General features: G+C 59.8%; 16 protein-coding genes. 10 read left to right on the top strand and 6 right to left on the bottom strand.

The annotated features are described in order from the left end of the window. Positions 1–198: 198 nt before the first annotated feature. Together P406_RS12690 and pcsA are read left to right on the top strand one after the other, a co-directional pair. The gene (locus P406_RS12690) at positions 199–2,211 is read left to right on the top strand and encodes an alkaline phosphatase D family protein (RefSeq protein ID WP_046236352.1); all 2,013 of its coding nucleotides are present in this window, start codon (positions 199–201) and stop codon (positions 2,209–2,211) included. Positions 2,212–2,298: 87 nt separating this feature from the next. Continuing rightward, positions 2,299–3,018, top strand: coding sequence for a phosphatidylcholine synthase (gene pcsA, locus P406_RS12685; protein WP_003404730.1), 720 nt, complete (start codon positions 2,299–2,301; stop codon positions 3,016–3,018). Between the two features lie 65 nt (positions 3,019–3,083). On the opposite strand, the gene P406_RS12680 is transcribed toward pcsA, so the two are convergent. The 3 genes from P406_RS12680 to P406_RS12670 form a co-directional block, all read right to left on the bottom strand. Further along, positions 3,084–4,292: a sugar transporter gene (locus P406_RS12680; protein WP_046236351.1), complete on the bottom strand. Its 1,209-nt coding sequence runs from the start codon at positions 4,290–4,292 to the stop codon at positions 3,084–3,086. A 268-nt stretch (positions 4,293–4,560) separates the two neighbouring features. Next, complete coding sequence (locus P406_RS12675) at positions 4,561–4,992, bottom strand: thiol-disulfide oxidoreductase DCC family protein (RefSeq protein WP_046236350.1); 432 nt, start codon at positions 4,990–4,992, stop codon at positions 4,561–4,563. 108 nt (positions 4,993–5,100) lie between these two features. Continuing rightward, on the bottom strand, positions 5,101–5,445 hold the full coding sequence (locus P406_RS12670; RefSeq protein WP_162234464.1) for a zinc ribbon domain-containing protein YjdM: 345 nt from the start codon (positions 5,443–5,445) through the stop codon (positions 5,101–5,103). A gap of 257 nt (positions 5,446–5,702) precedes the next feature. On the opposite strand from P406_RS12670, the gene P406_RS12665 reads away from it, so the two are divergent. The 3 genes from P406_RS12665 to P406_RS12655 all read left to right on the top strand — a co-directional run bounded on the left by P406_RS12665 (position 5,703) and on the right by P406_RS12655 (position 10,236). Next, on the top strand, positions 5,703–7,724 hold the full coding sequence (locus tag P406_RS12665; RefSeq protein ID WP_046236348.1) for an acyltransferase family protein: 2,022 nt from the start codon (positions 5,703–5,705) through the stop codon (positions 7,722–7,724). A gap of 68 nt (positions 7,725–7,792) precedes the next feature. Beyond that, positions 7,793–8,452 (top strand): HD domain-containing protein, encoded by a 660-nt coding sequence (locus P406_RS12660; protein WP_046236432.1) that lies wholly within the window; start codon positions 7,793–7,795, stop codon positions 8,450–8,452. 119 nt (positions 8,453–8,571) lie between these two features. Continuing rightward, positions 8,572–10,236, top strand: a complete 1,665-nt coding sequence (locus P406_RS12655; protein ID WP_046236347.1) for a methyl-accepting chemotaxis protein — start codon at positions 8,572–8,574, stop codon at positions 10,234–10,236. A 57-nt stretch (positions 10,237–10,293) separates the two neighbouring features. Here P406_RS12655 and can read toward each other — a convergent pair whose 3' ends face one another. Beyond that, positions 10,294–10,932, bottom strand: a complete 639-nt coding sequence (gene can, locus P406_RS12650) for a carbonate dehydratase (RefSeq protein WP_003345939.1) — start codon at positions 10,930–10,932, stop codon at positions 10,294–10,296. A gap of 170 nt (positions 10,933–11,102) precedes the next feature. Here can and P406_RS12645 point away from each other — a divergent pair, with 170 nt between their 5' ends. Further along, positions 11,103–11,507 (top strand): hypothetical protein, encoded by a 405-nt coding sequence (locus P406_RS12645; RefSeq protein WP_046236346.1) that lies wholly within the window; start codon positions 11,103–11,105, stop codon positions 11,505–11,507. 9 nt (positions 11,508–11,516) lie between these two features. Here P406_RS12645 and rimI read toward each other — a convergent pair whose 3' ends face one another. Together rimI and P406_RS12635 are read right to left on the bottom strand one after the other, a co-directional pair. Beyond that, positions 11,517–11,972, bottom strand: coding sequence for a ribosomal protein S18-alanine N-acetyltransferase (gene rimI, locus P406_RS12640; RefSeq protein ID WP_046236345.1), 456 nt, complete (start codon positions 11,970–11,972; stop codon positions 11,517–11,519). Continuing rightward, positions 11,965–12,771: a hypothetical protein gene (locus P406_RS12635; RefSeq protein WP_046236344.1), complete on the bottom strand. Its 807-nt coding sequence runs from the start codon at positions 12,769–12,771 to the stop codon at positions 11,965–11,967. The genes rimI and P406_RS12635 overlap by 8 nt, the downstream gene beginning before the upstream one ends. A gap of 144 nt (positions 12,772–12,915) precedes the next feature. Between P406_RS12635 and mksB the strand changes: the two genes are divergently transcribed. The 4 genes from mksB to P406_RS12615 all read left to right on the top strand — a co-directional run bounded on the left by mksB (position 12,916) and on the right by P406_RS12615 (position 19,126). Next, positions 12,916–14,193 carry an Mks condensin complex protein MksB gene (gene mksB / locus P406_RS12630; protein ID WP_003404706.1) on the top strand — a complete coding sequence of 426 codons (1,278 nt, stop codon included), beginning with the start codon at positions 12,916–12,918 and terminating at the stop codon, positions 14,191–14,193. Beyond that, positions 14,183–14,890 carry an Mks condensin complex protein MksE gene (mksE, locus tag P406_RS12625; protein WP_003319438.1) on the top strand — a complete coding sequence of 236 codons (708 nt, stop codon included), beginning with the start codon at positions 14,183–14,185 and terminating at the stop codon, positions 14,888–14,890. The genes mksB and mksE overlap by 11 nt, the downstream gene beginning before the upstream one ends. Further along, positions 14,887–17,706 carry an Mks condensin complex protein MksF gene (gene mksF / locus P406_RS12620; protein WP_046236343.1) on the top strand — a complete coding sequence of 940 codons (2,820 nt, stop codon included), beginning with the start codon at positions 14,887–14,889 and terminating at the stop codon, positions 17,704–17,706. Before mksE ends, mksF begins: the two co-directional genes overlap by 4 nt. A 172-nt stretch (positions 17,707–17,878) precedes the next feature. After that, a complete protein-coding gene (locus tag P406_RS12615; RefSeq protein ID WP_046236342.1) occupies positions 17,879–19,126 on the top strand; it encodes a right-handed parallel beta-helix repeat-containing protein in 1,248 nt (415 codons plus the stop codon). Positions 19,127–19,214 lie beyond the last annotated feature (88 nt).

The following is a 19,214-nucleotide window of genomic DNA, read 5'->3' as shown; positions in this document are numbered from 1 at the left end:
GCCCTCTGCATAGGTGTATATCGGCATTTTCAGCGCACTCTGCAGACGGTTAACAAAGTCTTCATATGAGTAAGGCTGAGCGCACCGTTTTGCATGGTCTGCAATGTCCGGAAACACGCGTTCGCGTGGTGTAACAAGAACTTTCCAGGCCTGTTGCGTTACCATCCCCGCCTATATCCCACAGAGCCATGAGTCAGGATGTCAGCTTCTTCCTTTGATCAACTCACTTCGCTGCCGTCCATCCTTGCCGGCCCGCTGTTGCGCCGTCAGGAAGCCAGCCGCCTGGTGTTGTGGCTGGTGGGGTCTCGTCCGTTGCGCCTGACCGTGCGCCTGCGTCATGCCGCTACTGATGACTCCACTGCGGGCTTCAACGATTACGTACTCGACGACCGGCAATGTCAGGTCATCGCAATTGGGCGCCATGCGTTCATTCACCTGATCGACCTGCAACTGGAAGCCGAACTGCCGCGCGACACCTGGATCGATTACGACCTGCTTGTGGAGGACGAAGGCGGTATTGCCGAGTGGGCGCCGCACCTGCTGTACGAGGGCCACCGCTATCCGAACTTCGTGGTGCGCAGCAGCATTGATCACCTGCTGCATGGCTCGTGCCGCAAGCCGCACCACAGCGCGGCCGAAGGTCTGCTTTGCGTGGACCGCCTGCTGGCCGACATCAAGGAGCCGCTGCAACGCCCTGCGCTGTTGATGATGAGCGGCGATCAGATCTACGCCGACGATGTCGCAGGGCCAATGCTGCGCGCCATCCATGTCTTGATCGAGCGGCTGGGGTTGTTCGACGAGCGACTCGACGGAGCCATCGTCGATGACAGCCCTCGTCTCTATGCGCATCCGGCCAGCTATTACCAGCGTGCCGACCTGCTGCCGGCCCTGAAAAGCAACGACACACTGCGCGAGCGCTTCTTCGGCGGCACCAGCAAGCCGGTATTCACCAGCAGCACAGCGGATAACCATCTGGTCACCCTGGCGGAAGTCATGGCGATGTACCTGCTGGTCTGGTCACCCACGCCCTGGACCCTGATCGAACCCGGCAGGCCGCAACTGGAAGACGGGGAAGTCGAGCGCTACGCCAGGGAGCAGCACTTAGTCGAGGCGTTTGCCGAGGGCCTGGGCGGCGTAGCACGGGCGATGGCGCATCTGCCGTGCATGATGATTTTCGATGACCACGACATCACCGATGACTGGAACCTGTCGGCGAACTGGGAGCAAACCGCGTACGGCCATCCCTTCTCCAAGCGCATCATCGGTAACGCCCTGCTCGCTTATCTGCTGTGCCAGGGCTGGGGCAATAACCCGGATGCACTAAACGGGCTGGTCAAACAGGCTCATGCCCTGAGCAGCGACGCCGTGTCGAACGACAACTGGCTGGACAGCCAGGCCCAGGACCAACTGATTGATCAGTTGTTGAAGTTTCAGCAATGGCATTACGTGCTGCCGACCCACCCGGCACTGGTGGTACTGGATACCCGAACCCGGCGCTGGCGCAGCGAGTCGAACTTCAATCACCCGTCCGGCCTGCTGGACTGGGAAGCGCTCAGTGAACTGCAACAGGAGCTGATCGACCATAAATCAGCGATTATCGTCTCGCCTGCCCCCGTGTTCGGCGTCAAGTTGATCGAGGCGATACAACGTATCTTCAGCTGGTGCGGCTATCCGTTGCTGGTCGATGCGGAGAACTGGATGGCGCACCGTGGTGCTGCCAACGTGATTCTGAACATCTTTCGCCACTCCAGAACCCCGGGCAATTACGTGATCCTGTCGGGCGATGTGCATTACTCGTTCGTCTACGAAATCCTGATTCGCCAGCGCAGCGGCGGGCCTCACATCTGGCAGATCACCAGCAGTGGCATCAAGAATGAATTCCCCCGTCGTCTACTCGACACTTTTGATCGGCTGAATCGCTGGTTATACTCTCCCCGCTCACCTCTTAACTGGTTCACCAAGCGCCGCCTGATGAAGGTTGTTCCGCGCACGCCCGAGCACAGCAAGGCCGGTGAACGCTTATGGAACTCGGCAGGTGTCGGGCAGGTACTGTTCAATGAACAGGGCCAACCGACCCTGATCAACCAACTCAATGCCAACGGTGACGCGCCTACCTGTTTCGTCGAACCGGAAGAATACAGAGACCCGCGATCAGACGAAGAGCGTGGCTTTCTGGAAAACAACCGGGAAACAAGGGATAGTCACCGCTAAACTTATCGGCAATTGCCGGGTCGATAGTTGCTACCGGTCAGGTTTGCGGCACACCCTGGCAAGCATTACTTCCTGGAGAGCGCCCCCGTGATAACCAATCAACGCATAGCCAGACTCAACGCATGGGGGGCACATGGCTTCACCGCCACCGGCGTAGTCCTTGCGTTCCTGGCGACCATTGCCTTGTTCAACAACGAACCCAAAGCCTGCCTGTTGTGGCTGGGCGCGGCCCTGATCGTGGATGGAGTCGACGGCTCACTGGCTCGCAAGGTCAACACCACGTCGGTACTGCCACACTTCGACGGCTCGGTACTGGATCTGGTCATCGACTACCTGACCTACGTGTTCATCCCGGCACTGTTCATCTACCGCTATATACCGGTGCCGGATTACACGCTGCTGCTGAGTGTTTCGGTCATTCTGGTTTCGTCGCTGTTCTGTTTCTGCAACGTCGACATGAAAAGCAAGGACAACTACTTTCAGGGCTTCCCCGCCGCCTGGAACGTCGTTGCACTGTGCCTCTACATTCTGTCACCGGCCCCATGGCTGACGTTCATCACCATCATCGCCCTGGCGCTGCTGACCATGACCCGCATGAAGTTCCTGCACCCGTTCCGCGTGCGCCGCTTCATGCCGCTCAATATCGCGGTGACCACCGTATGGTTGCTGTCCAGCGCACTGCTGATCATCAACCACCCGCACAACGGCCCGGTAGTTATGGGGCTATGGCTGGCGATGTCGGCGTATTTCCTGGGTATTTGTATCTGGAGAACGTCGCTGGAGTGGCTGGGTCGGCTTAAAGCCTGACCTGCAAGCCAGACCAAAAAGCTCGCTGAACGCATTGCGCGTCAGCGAGCTTTTTTATGCGCGGCCTATTTGCTCTCGGCCTGCATCTCGGCAGCAGGCCGCACCTTGCCGAAGTGATGCGTTGTATAGCAGCACAACCCCAGCCCGCCGAGGGCCAGCAGGCCGCCGACGATGCCGACATTGGCAACCCCGAGATGGCTGCTGACCACGCTGCCGAGCAGCGCGCCGCCGCCGATACCGATATTGAAGATGCCCGAGAACAGCGCCATCGCCACATCGGTCGCATCGGGTGCCAGCGACAGCACGCGCGCCTGCAAGGTCAGGCCGAAGCACATGATCGCCATGCCCCAGATAATGGTCAGCGTGCCGAGCGTCACGGCATCCCCTGAGAGCGGCAACAGCATCAGCAGGCACAGGGTCAGCGTGCCAATGGCGGTGATCAACAGCCCGTTGGGGAAGCGGTCGCTGAACAGGCTGAAGATGATCGAACCCATGATCCCGGCACCGCCAAAGACCAGCAGCAGGATCGTGGTCATTTCGCCGCTGAGCCGGGACACGGTCTGGGTGAACGGTTCGATATAGCTGTAGGCGGTGAAATGAGCGGTCACCACGATCGCAGTCAGCAGGTAGATCGCCATCAGCCGTGGGCGCTTGAACAGGATCGGCAGGCTGCGCAACGAGCCGGAGTTCTGGCTGGGCAGCAAAGGCAGCGCGCGAGCCAACAGGAAGACTACCAGCGCAGCGATGCCGGCGATGCCCAGAAAGGTGGTCCGCCAGCCCAGGGCTTCACCCAGCACGCGGCCCAGCGGAATGCCCAGCACCATCGCCAGCGACGTACCGGTCGCCAGCAGGCCCAGCGCCTGAACCTGCTTGCCGGGCGGTGCGATACGCACGGCCAGCGACGCCGTGACCGACCAGAACACCGCATGTGCAAACGCGATACCGACCCGGCTCACCAGCAGGATCGCAAAGCTGGGGGCGATCGCGGAAAGGACGTGGCTGACCACAAACAGCCCGAACACGAACATCAGCAGCTTGCGGCGCTCGATGTTGCGCGTCGCCAGCATCATCGGCAACGACATCAGCGACACAACCCAGGCATAGATTGTGAGCATCAGCCCGACCTGGGCCGGGGTCATTTCGAAGCTCTGGCCGATGTTACTCAGCAGACCGATCGGCACGAACTCGGTGGTATTGAAAATGAAGGCCGCCAAGGCCAGCGCGAATACGCCAAGCCAGCTACCTGCCTGCTCGTTTGGAGGTGAAGTTATCAAGAATCACAACGCCCTGAAAATGTTCCGACCCGAAGGCCGACCGCCACGCGTGCACACGCACGCCTGACACCTGTATGCAAAACCGCGGCTCGCCCCACTGAAAAACCAACGCAAAAACGCTCCGCTCGACCTTCTGAATCGGGCGCAGTGTGCAAAGTGGATTATTGTGGATATGGGGAGTGAAGCCAGATGACACGAATTCTACGGACCACAAGAGTGGATCACAACCCGTGCGTACCTGACAGACTTTACAAATGACCGCCGGTCGTCAGCCGTCAAGGAAGCGCTGCCGGTGTTCGGGTGATGGCAACAGACAGTGATCATAGCGCCCGAACAGGCGATATCGGTTGAGCGCGATGCGGTTGTAGGCCCAGTCGCGTAGAAAGCGCGGAAAAATCCCCAGCACTTTGAGCAGCGGCCACGGCGCGGGCAACAGCCCCATGATGTGCAGAAAGGCGTCCGAGCGTACGAATACCCGATTGTTGACGATAACCGCGATGGTATGAAAATCGTCGAGCGGCAGCCCGGCCCATTTCAGCAATGCCTGACCTTGTTCCGACTGCACGGCGGCCAAGCGCAGACGCTGATGCGGATCATGGCGAATCAGAAACTTCACCACGCCATTGCACAGCTTGCAGACGCCATCGAACAGCACGACACATTCATCGGGTTTCAAATAAGGGGCGGGGGTGTTCGGCACGGTATTCACCTGTTCAGGAAAAACAGCCCTGGCGCGCCCGGAAACATGAACGCCCCGCCAGTCGAAGGACCGGCGAGGCGTTCAGGCTAAAGCCATTGCCCGGCAGAATCAAACCTTGCGGACGAACTCCGACTTCAGCTTCATCGCGCCGATGCCATCGATCTTGCAATCGATGTCATGGTCGCCATCGACCAGGCGGATGTTCTTGACCTTGGTGCCGACCTTGACCACCAGCGAGGAGCCTTTGACTTTCAAGTCCTTGATCACCGTGATGGTGTCGCCGTCCTGCAGCACGTTGCCCGTTGAGTCCTTGGTGACTTTCACGTCATCGGACGCATCGGCGCCAGCGGCGTCGGCAGACCATTCATGGGCGCATTCCGGGCAGATCAGCAGGCTGCCGTCTTCGTAGGTGTATTCGGAATTGCATTTCGGGCAGGACGGTAAGCTCACAATGGTTCTCGCATCGAGGAGGGGTAAAACCATGCATTATAAAGGGCTTTTCCCGTTTCAGGTGGGAAGAGACTGATCTGTCGTCATAAACCTGCTTCAGTCATTGGACAGAAGCGAAGACCTGAACTAAAAAATACAGCACGCTCTGTCCGGCAACCTCCCTTCGTCTTCTTCCTACACGACCCCTGCGCCTCGCGCTGGCGGTAGCTATTGCAGCGTGCATTTACCGTCTCTTGCCACTTACTGCATGAGCACATCACATGGGCATCCCTCACAATCCGGCACTCGGCTATCGGCCCGAGATCGATGGTCTGCGCGCGCTCGCGGTCATTCCGGTCATTCTGTTCCACGCGGGCTTGCCGCTGTTCAGCGGCGGATTCGTAGGCGTCGATATCTTCTTCGTGATCTCCGGCTATCTGATCACTTCGATCATCCTCGCGGAGAAGATCAGAGGGCGGTTCTCGCTGATCAACTTTTATGAACGACGTGCGCGGCGCATCCTGCCGGCGCTGTTCGTGATGATGCTGATCTGCTTGCCTGTCGCGTGGTTGACGCTCGATCCGTCTGACCTGAAATACTTCGCCAAGAGTCTGGTGGCGGTGCCGACCTTTTCATCCAACGTGCTGTTCTGGCTGGAAAGCGGCTATTTCGACGCCACGGCAGAACTCAAACCTCTGCTGCATACCTGGACGCTCGCGGTGGAGGAACAGTACTACCTGTTCTTCCCACTGCTCTTGATGCTGGCCTGGGGCCTGGGCCGCAAGCGGCTGATTGGGCTGCTGATGTTCGTCGCCCTGGCCAGCCTGGCGCTGGCGCAACTGGGCGCCCATCAAGCCACCAGCAACGCGTTTTATCTGCTGCCGGCACGTGCCTGGGAATTGCTGGCGGGCTCGTTCATCGCCTTCTACTTTGCCTGGCGACCGCGCAGCATCGGGCGCGCGAGCGTTGTCGATCAGGCGGCGACTTTACTGGGGATTTCGCTGATCGGTTATGCCGTGGTCGGTTTCGACAGCAGCACGCCCTTCCCCGGCCTCAACGCGCTGGTGCCCGTGCTGGGTGCGGTGTTGATCATCGTCTTCGCCCATGGCAAGACCTGGGTGGGGAGCGCCCTGAGCTCACGCGCGCCCGTCGCGATCGGCATGCTCAGTTACAGCGCCTACCTGTGGCATCAGCCGGTCTTTGCCTTTGCCCGCCAGTACAACCTGAATGAGCCAGGCCTGCCACTCATGCTGGCGCTTACCCTTGTGTCTTTGGCGCTGGCCTGGCTGAGCTGGCGTTTCGTCGAGCAGCCGTTTCGCAAGGCCGGCACCTTCAATCGTCGTCAGATTTTCACCACAGCAGGTGCTGCCTCAACGCTGTTTGTCGCGCTGGGGCTGGTCGGCTATGTGAATAACGGCTTTCCCCAGCGCTTCGCTGTCGACCCGGAGCTGCATCAGGCATTCGCCGACCCGTTGATACGCGACAAATGCGACCAGCCTCTGGACGGCAAGAGCGGCAACGTCGATTTTTGCCTGTTCGGCCTTGCTGACAAGGAGGCAGTACCGGACATCGCGCTGTTCGGCGACAGCCATTCCGAAGCGCTGTTATCGACGTTCGACGCTGCCGCCCGGGATCAGGGCAGAACCCTCGCGCATATCGGCCTGGGCGGCTGCCTGCCCTTGCTCGGCGTGGACGTGGCCAACGGCAACTACGCTGCCGGGGTCTGCGAAGCGCTGGCCGAGCGGGAATTCGACTACGTGAAGCGGCAGCGGATCAAAAAGGTCGTGCTGGTGGCGCGCTGGACGCTCTATACCGGTGACGATTACAGCGAAAGGACGATGAGCAAATATTTCCTGACCTCACGCGCCGATCCGCAGAAAAGCCGCGAAACCTCGCGCAGAGTATTCAGCCAGGCCCTCGAAGACACGATCGAGGCCTACCGCAGTATCGGCGCCGAGGTGTTCATCGTTGCGCAGGTGCCGCAGCAAATGATCAACCCTGAAAGTCTCTATTACCGCCTGGCACGGGACGCTTCGGAAGACGATGCGCAGGCATTACAGCGGGTCAGCGAACTGTCGGTGCCGGTGGAAAAACACGACCTGTTGCAGCGTTTCACCCGCCAGCTGTTCCTGCGTGCCAGCCAATCGCAACACATCAGCCTGATCACGCTGGATGACGCCTTCTGCAAGGACAGACAATGCCTGATCGGCGACCTGCATTCGTACTACAAGGACTTCAACCACCTCAACGCACGGGGTGCGGGGCTGCTTGCCGGCCAGATCAGCCATATTCTTGATCAGTGACGGGGTTTTATCAGGCAGCATTGTCTGTAATGCTGATGCCTGACCAGCCCCCCCCCGAGGACCGCCGCATGACCGCCGCCAGCTTCACCCCCTTCGAGGATCTGGCCAACCTGCTGATACCCCACACCCACGCAGAGAAAATCGACGACTCGCACGATGTCTCGCACTTGCTGCGTGTCTGGAAGAACGTCTGCGCCATTCGTGACTGTGAAGGCGGCGATGCCCGCATCCTGATTGCGGCAACGCTGCTGCATGACTGTGCTTCGGTCGAGAAAGACTCGCCGTTTCGCGCCAGCGCATCGCGACTGGCGGCGACGCGGGCCCGCGAGTTGTTGACCGAGATGGGTTGGGATGAGCAGAGCATCGCCTCCGTCGCCCACGCCATCGAAGCGCACAGCTTCTCGGCGGCGATCACGCCCTTGACCCTCGAGGCCAGAATACTGCAGGACGCCGACCGTCTCGACTCGCTGGGCATGATCGGTGTGGCCCGCACCTTCTACGTATCAGGGCGGCTCGGCAGAGCGCTCTACGACCCGAATGATCCGTATGCCAGCCAGCGCCCCTACGACGACATAAATTTCGCTGTCGACCACTTCCACACCAAGCTGCTGCACCTGGCCGACGGTTTTCAGACCGATACCGGCGCACAGCTGGCGAAAGTCCGGCACCACCGGGTCAAGCGCTTTCTGGATGAACTGATGGAGGAAGTTGCTCCCCCTCAGCCATGAATCGTCGGCTGCCCACCCATCATTCATTAGATGTCATAAAGACATCACACAATTGCCCTATAAACGGCTCTCCGAGAAGGTCCGTGTGTTTATAGAGGTTGTGTGCCGTGAAAAGATTGATGCCTCGTTTCTTACGTCGGCAAGCCACAACGACAACACTCTTGCGCCGCTTCAAAATCACGCTGCGCCTGGTGATCTGCTTCGCCGTCACCTCTCTGCTGATGGTCGCGCTGGGCGCGTTCTGCCTGTTGCAGATGCAGGCTATTCGTACCCAGGGCGAGGCGGTCGAGAGCGGCGCCCTGCCCAGTATCGCCACCGCCGATGCCATCGCCATCGGCCTGGTCAAACTGCGCAGCGAAACCACCCGTCTGATCGCCAACGCCGACGATCCGGGTGCCGTCATCAACAGCAAGATCAATGTCGAACAACTCAGGAACGAGGTCGAGAAAGGCTTCTCGGAATACCTCGCGCGCGTTCAGTCGGGCACTGAGCATGACTCGATTGTTGCGTTGCAGGATGCCTACAAGGCTTTCATGCCCGGCTTGCAGGATCAGATCGCGCTGATCGAGCAGAACAAGCTGGACGAGGCCAGGATGCTGGCCAACACCATGCTCTCGCTGCAAGGCGACCTGATGGACATGCAGGTGCAACTGTTGCGGGAACTGAACAAACAGAGTGCGGCCACCGCTGTAGAGGCCGCAAGCGCCAGCTACGAGCAAACGCGGATCATCGCGCTGAGCGCCATCGGCCTGGTTCTGGCGCTGACCCTGTTGCTGGCCTGGCGCCTGAGCGTCAGCATCATCCATCCGGTGCGGCAGGCTCTACACATCGCCAGCACCATTGCCGATGGCGACCTGAGCGAGCACCCGATACCGGACGGCAAGGACGAAACCGCGCAATTGCTGATCACCCTCGGGCGCATGCGCACCAACCTGCACAGCACGATTGACCAGATCTACGCAGCGGCGACGCAGTTGTCGCAGTCGGTTCAGGAGATGGGCAGCATCGCCGAAGCCAGTGCGCTCAATCTGCAGCTGCAGAACACTGAAATCGAGCAGGCCGCTGTCGCGGTCAATCAGATGAGTCAGGCGGCCATCGAGGTGGCAGGCAACGCCAGCAATACCGTGACCGAATCGGAGGCGTCGACCCAGGCGGCAGCACAAGGGCAGGACAAGCTGTCGGCAACCATTCTGTCGATCAAGGAACTGACCGAAAACGTGCTGGACTCGTCGCATCAGGCGCAAGGGCTGGCCGAGCGTACCCAGAGCATCAGCAGCATCCTCGATGTGATTCGCGCAATTGCCAATCAGACCAATTTACTGGCCCTGAACGCGGCTATCGAAGCGGCTCGTGCAGGCGAAGCCGGGCGCGGCTTTGCCGTGGTGGCCGATGAAGTCCGCTCACTGGCGCAGCGCACCAGTGCCTCCACCGCGGAAATCGAAGGGCTGATCAGCGGCGTACAGCAAAGCACTCAGCAAACCGCCAGCTCGCTGCGCCACACGGCGACCCAGGCCAGCCTGACAATGGAACAGGCCGCCTCGACCAGCGAAGCCTTGCAAGTGATTATTCATTCAACCGCCACCATCAACGACCGCAACCTGCTGATTGCCAGTGCCGCCGAGCAGCAGGCCCAGGTGGCAACCGAGGTGGACCGCAACCTGAGCAGTATTCGCGACCTGTCCAGCCAGACCGCATCAGGCGCGCAACAGACCACCGTCGCGAGCAACGCACTGTCGATGCTGGCGACGGATCTGAACCTGATGGTGCAGCGTTTCGTGCTGTGATCGGTTGAACGTCGCCAGCCCCCCTGCAACAACAGGCTGGCTGGCGATCAACGGCTGTCAGTCCTGCGGACGCAGACGGTATTGCGGCGGCAGTTGCTCGAAACCGCTGATGGTCACGTCGAGGCTTTTCCAGCGGCCATCCTTGATGCCGTAGATGCAGCCATGCACAGACAGGCTCTGCCCACGGTGCCAGGCGTTCTGCACAATGCTGGTGTGACCGACATTGGCCACTTGCTGGATCACGTTCAATTCACACAGGCGGTCGACGCGCTCTTCCTCGGTCGGCAGCTTGGCCAGCAACTCGCGGTTTTCGTAATACAGGTCACGAATCGTGCGCAACCAGCCGTCGATCAGGCCGAACTGGCGGTCCTGCATGGACGCCCGCACGCCGCCGCAACCGTAGTGGCCTGTGACCAGAATGTGTTTGACCTTCAACACATCCACTGCGTACTGGATCACTGACAGGCAGTTCAGGTCGGTGTGCAGCACGACGTTGGCCACGTTGCGGTGAACGAACAGATCACCCGGCAGCATGCCGACGATCTCGTTGGCCGGCACGCGTGCATCGGAGCAACCGATCCACAGGAACTCAGGGGTTTGCTGGCGGGCCAGTTTGGCGAAGAACTCAGGGTCTTCCTGCTTTATCGCATCGGCCCAACGTGCATTGTTATCAATCAGGTCTTGTAGCTCGTTCATGCTTTGACGCCTCGATAATGATGCCCAGCCTTGGACTGGAGTCGAATCCTTCAAGTCACGCCTGTTTGCCACTACTGGCAAAATTCACCAAGGCTCGTCGGTCAACAAAAAGGAATCTTCAAAGTCATGGCCGGTCCACTTTTTACGACCACCTGAAATGAGGATTTCCCATGAATGATTCACGCCGCCCGTTCGGTGCTACCGAGCCGGAACCCATCGACGATAACGAAGACCGCATGGGCTCTATGGAGACACTCGATTTCGACGAGGAAGAACCGGGCCGTATCGGCGATCTTATCCCTGAAGGCGAGCTGCAACATGAAATTCCCGATCAGCGCGTGCGTGAGGCAGGCCTGACGGGGGCGTCCACTGATGATCATCATTCGACTGACGATGATCTGTCTCCGGAAACCCTGATCCGTGAAGACGGTGCCCGTTCACCGTCCGAACAGGGCGATGGCGACCCGGCGGACCTGGACCTGACCGTAGTCGATGAAGATGACATTGGCGGTGGCAACGGGCTGGATGAGGAAGAATTGGCACTCATCGACCCGCTGGACGACAACCAGCGCTGATCCGGACACTCAGTCCTGCAGCGTGCAGGCCATCACTACTGCATCTTCACGGCCGCCGTCAGATGCCGGGTAGTAGTCACGACGCCGGCCTATCTCGTTGAAACCGTAGTTTTCATACAGACGATAGGCTGGGCGGTTGCTGTCACGCAGCTCCAGAAAGCATTCCCGTGCATTGAGCTGGTAAGCGCGCTTCATCAGGTGGTCGAGCAGTAACAGGCCAAGACCCCGCCCCTGGTTTTCAGGTTTGACCGTGATGTTGAGCAGGTGCGCTTCGTCGATGATGACCTGAATGACGCCGTGCCCGACCTGCTGCGCGCCCTCGAACATCAGCCAGATCTCGTAGGACTTGAGCCCGTCGAGAAAGATGCCGCGTGTCCAGGGATGACTGAACGCGGCATATTCGATTTTCAGCACCGCGTCCATGTCGGCTTCGGTCATGCGGCGGAAGGTTACGGCATCACTCATCGATCGATTTCCAGCGCGTCATCAGCCGACGCATGGCTTTCCAGACATCCGCCTTGCGCTCAGGCTCGTCCATCAGTAATTCAAGACCTGGCAGCGCCCAAGCCGTGCCCAGACCTTCAATCTGCAGTTCACGGTGGTAAGACTCGGCATCGGCTTCACCGGCATACTTCATCGACGGCAGACCGATCAGCCACAGGCAGGCACAGGGCTCGTCCTCGAGCCGCGCGCCGACGAAGCCCTGCACGAAATCACGCGCCGCTTCCGGGCCCTGGTCCATCTGGCCGCGGACCAGCAACGGCCAGCGCACGGGCTCGCCGATGATCTGCGGGCTGTCGGGCAGACCGGCGGCGCGCAGCATGTCCTTGAGCAGCAGGTAGGACGGATCACGGCTCTGAAACGGCTGACCCGTGGTGAGTTCGACCAGTAACAGGCAGCGTCCGGCGCGCAACAATTGCAGGGCAAAGCGCGGTGGCGGTATCACCGGCGCCTTGGGCGGCGCCGGCTCGGCCTCTTCGGCGGCCGGGGTCGCTGTGCGCGTGCTGGCCAGTGAGGGGCGCGGCACCTCGACCCTCGGGCGCTCGGGCTGCCGGGCAATCGGCTCGACGTTCGACGTTTCGGCAGGCGCAGCGTGCTCCACTGGCGAAGCAGCAGGCGCGACGCGTTGCACCTCGACCGGCGGCGGCAACGGCACAAGCAGTTGCGGACGCGACGGCGCGGCGAATGGCAGTTCTGTGCGCGGCAGCCAGTTGACCACCTGCATGGCAGTCAAATAAGCGCGGCGACGGGACTCGTTGAGCAAGGGTCAGCCACCTGTGGATAAGTTAAGCGCGCAATTCTAGCGTTGTTCGCCTTTTTGCGCTGCAGCATATCGCCCGCAGGTGAAATATCAGTCGGCTGATGCAGTACAATTGCCGCTTTTCACTTGCCAACAGTCGGCCTAACGATGATCGAACCCAAGCGCGTTCTGCGCGCCCTTGCCGAGCACTGGGCGCTCCTTGAGCCCTTATGCGAACATTTCGACCAGGGTACGTTGAGCCTGAGCGAGCTGCGCCTGCAACTGGGCGCTCAGCAGCAGGACAGCACTCCGCAAGACATCACCAATCTGCTGGACGTGTGGATCCGTCTGGACATTCTGGTGCCCGTCGCGAAAAGCCCGAACCGTTTCGAGCTCAACGCACAGATCCATGACTTCCTGTCGTACCTGCGCCGCGAGCACCGTCTGGGCCTGTGCCTGGAAATCGAAGCCTACCTGCGCCACCTGGAGCGACTGGCCGGCTACATTCAGGACGCGTTCGAGGTTCGCGACGCCAACGACCTGGCCAGACAGCTGCGCCTGCTGGACATGCGCGTGCGCGACGTACTCAAGAAGCTCGCCAACGACGAACAGGCGCTGGTCGCCGTGGCCGACCGGGCCAAGACCAGTGACCGGCAGATCCCGTTACGCCAGCGTTACGCCGAAGTGCTGGCGACGTGGGACGAATACGTCGAGCCGATGATTCAACTGGTCAACGCAGACGGTGCGTTCGAGCAGGGCGTGCGCAAGGTCGAAAACGTCCTGCTGCGCCTGCTGACCGAGCAACAACGTCTCGGTCACTTGGTCGACGACGATATGCTGCTGCGTACCCACGCGCGCATTCTGGAAATGCAGACCAGCGCCCAGCTGACCTTGCGCCATGCGCGCGAACTGCTGCTGCCACTGCGTGAAGAAGCGCGTCGCCATAACGCGGTGACCCGCGGCGCGGCGCTGGCCTTGTCTGCGATTCGCCGCAAAGGGCTGGATGCAGTGCCTCAGGCTGCCATGCCGATGTTCACCCGTCCGCAAAGCACGTTCCTGGGCAGTGCCAGCCAGGTCGAGGCCTACGTGTATGCCCTGGCGCGCTTCGAACCCAAACCCGCGAGATTCCCCAAGGCCAGCGGCACCCGCAAGGGCCAGGCGCCACGCGCACCGCGTACGGTCAAGGAGATGCTCGAACGCTGTGAAGACGCCTTGCCGATGCCTGACCTCATGGTCTGGTTGCTGGAGCAGGAGCCGACCGGCGAGACCGACGAGCTGCTCTACTGGTTCTCGCGCCTGTCGCGAGACAAGCGCTTCGCCCGTGAACGCCTCGAGCGTCGCGAATATTTCACCCGGGAGCACCGCGTCAGCCTGCGCTCCTTTGCCCTGCTCGCTGCAAAAGACGAGCAGGCCGAGCATTCCGAGAGCACCGTTCATGCATCTTGATCTATCCGAAATGTCCCAGCTCGCGCCGATCTTTCGCGAGCTGTTCAAGGGCTATCACATCAGCCGCCGCGACCCGGAGCTGTACGCTCAGCTCTCCAACTGCCAGGACCAGTACCGCACGCTGTTCAAGGCACTGGGCTTCGAACTGGTCTGCGACACGCGTGGTTTTTATTACTTCGTGCCTGAACTGGCTGCCGCGCAGGTCAACAAGACCGCCCAGCGCTTGGCGCTGTTCACCTTCATCCTCGTCGAACATCTGGCAGATCAGGGCCGTGACCCCATGTCGGTACTCGACGGCGGCAGCCTGGGCCGCGACGAGCTGCCTTCGATGCTGGAAAAGTACCGCGACCTGTTTCTCCAGGCTGAAGTACAGACCCCGGAAGAGCTCGAAGAAAAGATCATGCGGCGCATGACGCAGTTGGGCTTTGCCAGTGAGGAAGTGGGTATCTACCGCTTCCTGCCGCCGATGCACCGTTTTCTCGATGTGTGCCTGTCGGTGCAACAGGACCGCGATCTGGCAGCCAGCCTGCATAGCGCCCTGCCGCTGCCGACGCCTGTGCTTATCGATGACGACAGCGACGAGAAGCTGCTGGAAACCGATGACCCTCTGGACCTGGCTGAATTCGGCGAAGAGACCGAGGAAGAGGCACTGGCCCGGGCAATCGCCGATGAGCAACGTCAGGAGATGGACACATGAGCCAGGAACGTTATGGCATCCGCCGCTTTGCCCTGTTGAACACTGCCGGTTACAGCCTCGGCCTGTTCCCGCTGGAAAATCCGCTGTCGGTATATGGCGCGAATAACCTCGGCAAAAGCGCCTCGATCAACGCCCTGCAATTCCCGATTCTGGCGCGCATGTCGGACATGAGCTTCGGCAAATATAGCCTGGAGCAATCGCGGCGCTTCTACTTCGCCTCCGACACCAGTTACATTCTGGTGGAAGTCTCCCTGCCTCACGGCCCGCATGTCATCGGTGTCGTGGGTCGCGGTCCGGGCGGCGGCTTCGGCCATCAGTTCTTCGCCTATGCCGGCGAGCTGGATCTGGGTCATTACCAGAAGAACGACACCTGCCTGCGTCAGAAAGAGCTGTTCAGCAACCTGGAAAGCCAGGGCCTGAAAGCCTACGAGCTGAAACCTGACGAACTGCGCCGTCTGCTGGTCGGCGGCCACACGTCGATTCCGCTGGACCTGACCTTGATCCCTTTGCGCTCCACCAGCGAGCAGAGCCTCAAGACCTTCCGCGCACTGTTCATCAACCTGCTGCACATGCGTGAAATTACCGCCGCCAAACTCAAGCAGCTGTTTCTGGATGCTTTCGAGCACAGCCTGCGTTCGGGCAGCGTCGACTATATTGCCGCCTGTGAAGAAGCCTTCCGCGATGTGCGGCGTATGGAACAGGACTACAACTCGCTGGTGCTGGCCGGCCCTCTGGTCGAGGCGCTGGCCGCTGGCGTCAAGCAGCGCGATGTGTTGCGCGGCAAACTGCATCGTCTGTCACCGATCCTCGACTCACTGCTCGGCACCTGGTCGGATTACTCCGGTGCGCGCAAGGAAGAGCTGGTCATTCAGGCTGAGCATTACCGTGCCCAGCAGGATGAGATGCAGAACGATCAGCGCAGCAGCACTCAGGAACTGATGCGCCTGGAGCGCGAGATCAGCAGCATCCAGCGCTGGGTCGGCGAGCTGTCGGTACTGAAGAATCGTTTTGCGCTGGTCGATGACGTCAAGGTGCTGGAGCAACAGCTGCTCGCCGCCAAGGACGCTCACGATGAGCTGGCCGGTGCGCTGGCCCAGTCCCGGCAGTTCAGCGCCGAAGACCTGGACGAACGCCTGCGCGATCTGGAAAAACGCCTCAAGTCGGTCAAGCAACAGCTTGATCATGCGGACAACAACAGCTATGCCCGTCTGCGTGAAGAGTTTTCCCAGCCGGACGTCGAACGTCTGATGCGTCTGTTCAATAGCGCACTGTTCAGCTTGCCGTTGGGTGAGCAAGGCATTGCGCTGGATGATGGCGATGCGTGGGTCAAGTCGCTGGAAACCATTCTGAACGGCTTCAAGGGCGATCAGTTCGCGGTACCGGGGCTGACCATCAACCTGTCGAGCATCGAGCCTCCTGCCCTGCAGGCGCTGGCCGATCGCGCCGCATTGCGCGATCAGAAAGAGCGACTGGAAAAAGAACTCAAACAGCTGAAAACCCAGCAGGCTGTCGCTGCCGACCGTTCGGCGAGCAAGACCCAGACCGAAGCGCTGTATCAACAAGTGCTGGATGCGCAAAAAGCGCTTGAAGACTTCCGCCGCTGCCAGACCTTGAGCGCGGAGGAATCCACCAAGCTGGAAGAACTGGCGCAGATGGAAGCCGCTCAGGATGAACTGAAACGCTCCAGCGACGCGTTCACCGAGCGCGTGCAGCAACTGTCCGCCAAGCTGCAATTGATCGCACGTCAGATCGGCGACATGGAATCCAAGCAACGTACGCTGGACGATGCGCTACGTCGCCGTCAGTTGCTGCCTGCGGATCTTCCGTTCGGCACACCGTTCATGGACCCGATCGACGATTCGATGGATAACCTGTTGCCGCTGCTCAACGACTACCAGGACAGCTGGCAGGGTCTGTTGCGCAGCGATGGACAGATCGAAGCGCTGTACGCACAGGTTCGCCTCAAGGGTGTGGCCAAGTTCGACAGCGAGGACGACATGGAGCGTCGCCTGCAGCTATTGATCAATGCCTACGCACACCGTACCGACGAAGCGCTTACGCTGGGCAAGGCTCGTCGTGCTGCGGTCACGGATATCGCGCGTACCCTGCGCAATATCCGTAGCGACTATGACAGCCTTGAGCATCAACTGGCGCTGTTCAACCGCGAGATCAACAAGCGTCAGGTCTCGAACCTGGCAAGCTTCCGTATCGTGCTCGCCCCTAACAAGGAAGCGCTCAAGCACATCGACCAGATCATCCACAGCGCCGGGCAGTACGAAGAAGGCGAGACGCTGTCGGTCTTCGACCTGAGCCAGAGCGCAGAGCAGGACAACAAGAACGAAGAAGCCAAGGAATATCTGGCCCGGCTTGTGGCTGCCAACCACAACCAGTTGGGCTTGAAGGACCTGTTCGAGCTGGCATTCGAAATCACCAAGGTCAATGGTCAACCGGTTATCCACACCGATATCGATGGCGCTGCTTCCAACGGCACCACGATGACCATCAAGGCATTGACCAACATGTACCTGCTGTTGCACTTGATGGATCGCGACCAGGCCGGTCGGGTGCGTTTGCCTTACTACCTCGACGAAGCCGCAGACATCGACGAGAAGAACCAGGCAGCCCTGCTGGAAACCAGCCTGCAACTGGGCTTCGTTCCAATTCTGGCCAGCGTGAAGCCACAGGTCTCGGCTCACGTTGCCATCGACCTGGAAGGCGGCAGCGGACCCAATGGTATTTACATTGATGAAGCGGACTGGAAATACATTCAGCGTCGTGACGATGTGAAACCAGAGGTCCCGGAACTGGCATCGTAAGCGCTGTAAGTTGTCGTCAGGAGGCCGCATGAGAATGCGGCCTTTTTTATTGTCTTTGAATTGAGTGAGGCTCTGTTGCAGGCCTTGGCGAGCAGACTCTTTATTCATCGAATTCATAATAAGGGGCAGCAAACACGCATACGATTACACCAGGCAGGCTTGGAGTGATCCCATGAGAACGATACTGCTGACGGTCTTGCTGGTCGTCGCTGCAACAGCGCATGCAACTGACTACTATGTGGCCCCCAATGGCGATGATCACGCTGCGGGTACCAAAGCCTCACCGTTGCGCACCATCATGCGTGCGCAGCAAGCCGCAATAGCCGGCGACACGGTGTACTTTCGCGGCGGCCTCTATGCCTACACAGCCGGCATCAACCGCTGCGCTAGCCGTACGGACACGGTCAATGCCATCACCCTGAACAACAGCGGCAGCGAAAACAACCCCATACGCTACTGGGCCTATCCGGGCGAAACACCGGTTTTCGATTTCTCGGCCATGAAAGACGATTGTCGCGTCAAAGGCTTCAACGTTACCGGTAGCTGGCTACACCTGAAGGGTCTGGAGGTGACCGGCGTGCCGCAACAGCCCGAAAACCATCTCAACCACGAGTCATGGGGCATCTGGAACAGCGGCAGCCACAATATCTTCGAGCAACTCAATCTGCATCACAACATGGGACCAGGCCTGTTCATTCAGAACGGCGGTTATAACCTGGTACTGAATTCCGACTCTCACCACAACTACGATCCTTACACCTCAAACGGCGCAGGTCAGAGTGCAGACGGCTTCGGTGCACATATCAAGGCAGGCCATCCAGGTAATGTATTCCGCGGTTGCAGAGCGTGGGCCAATTCCGACGACGGCTTTGACCTGATCAATGCCTTTTCGCCAGTGACCATCGAAAGCTCATGGGCATGGCAGCAAGGTTACCTGCCTGGCACGCGCACAAAACTTGAAGCCGGCAATGGTAATGGCATCAAAGCGGGCGGATACGGTGGCAAGTATGTGCCTGACGGCGTGAAGCATATCGTCCGTAATTCCGTTGCCTTCGACAATAAGTCCGCTGGTTTCTATGCCAATCACCATACCCTGGCACTGGACTTCATCAACAACACGGCTTTTGCAAATGGCGTGAACTACAACATGGCAGGTATCGCCCCGGATGGTTCGCTGATCCCTCTCGGTAACCTGTTCAACAACATCGCCTACAAGGGACGGTTGACCGTTAACACCGAAGGACTGGATATGGCACACAACTCCTGGACATTGCCAACGCCGGTAACCGCTGCAGACTTTGAGGATGTCTCGGAGACGGGATGGGATGCGCCACGTCAGCCGGACGGAAGCCTGCCAGTGCTGCGCAGCTTCCACCTGCGAGCGGGCAGCAGACTGGCAGGGATGGGGGCGTTTCACTAAACCCTGGGGGTCTCTGGCGCTAATTCCGCTACCTTGTAATGAGGTGAGCCCGGCAGAGTGATAAACCCCAGACAAACAAAAACCCTCA

The organism is Pseudomonas syringae pv. coryli str. NCPPB 4273 (assembly GCF_000972175.1).
GTDB classification, from domain to species: domain Bacteria; phylum Pseudomonadota; class Gammaproteobacteria; order Pseudomonadales; family Pseudomonadaceae; genus Aquipseudomonas; species Aquipseudomonas syringae.
This window is presented reverse-complemented; position numbering and strand designations above follow the sequence as displayed.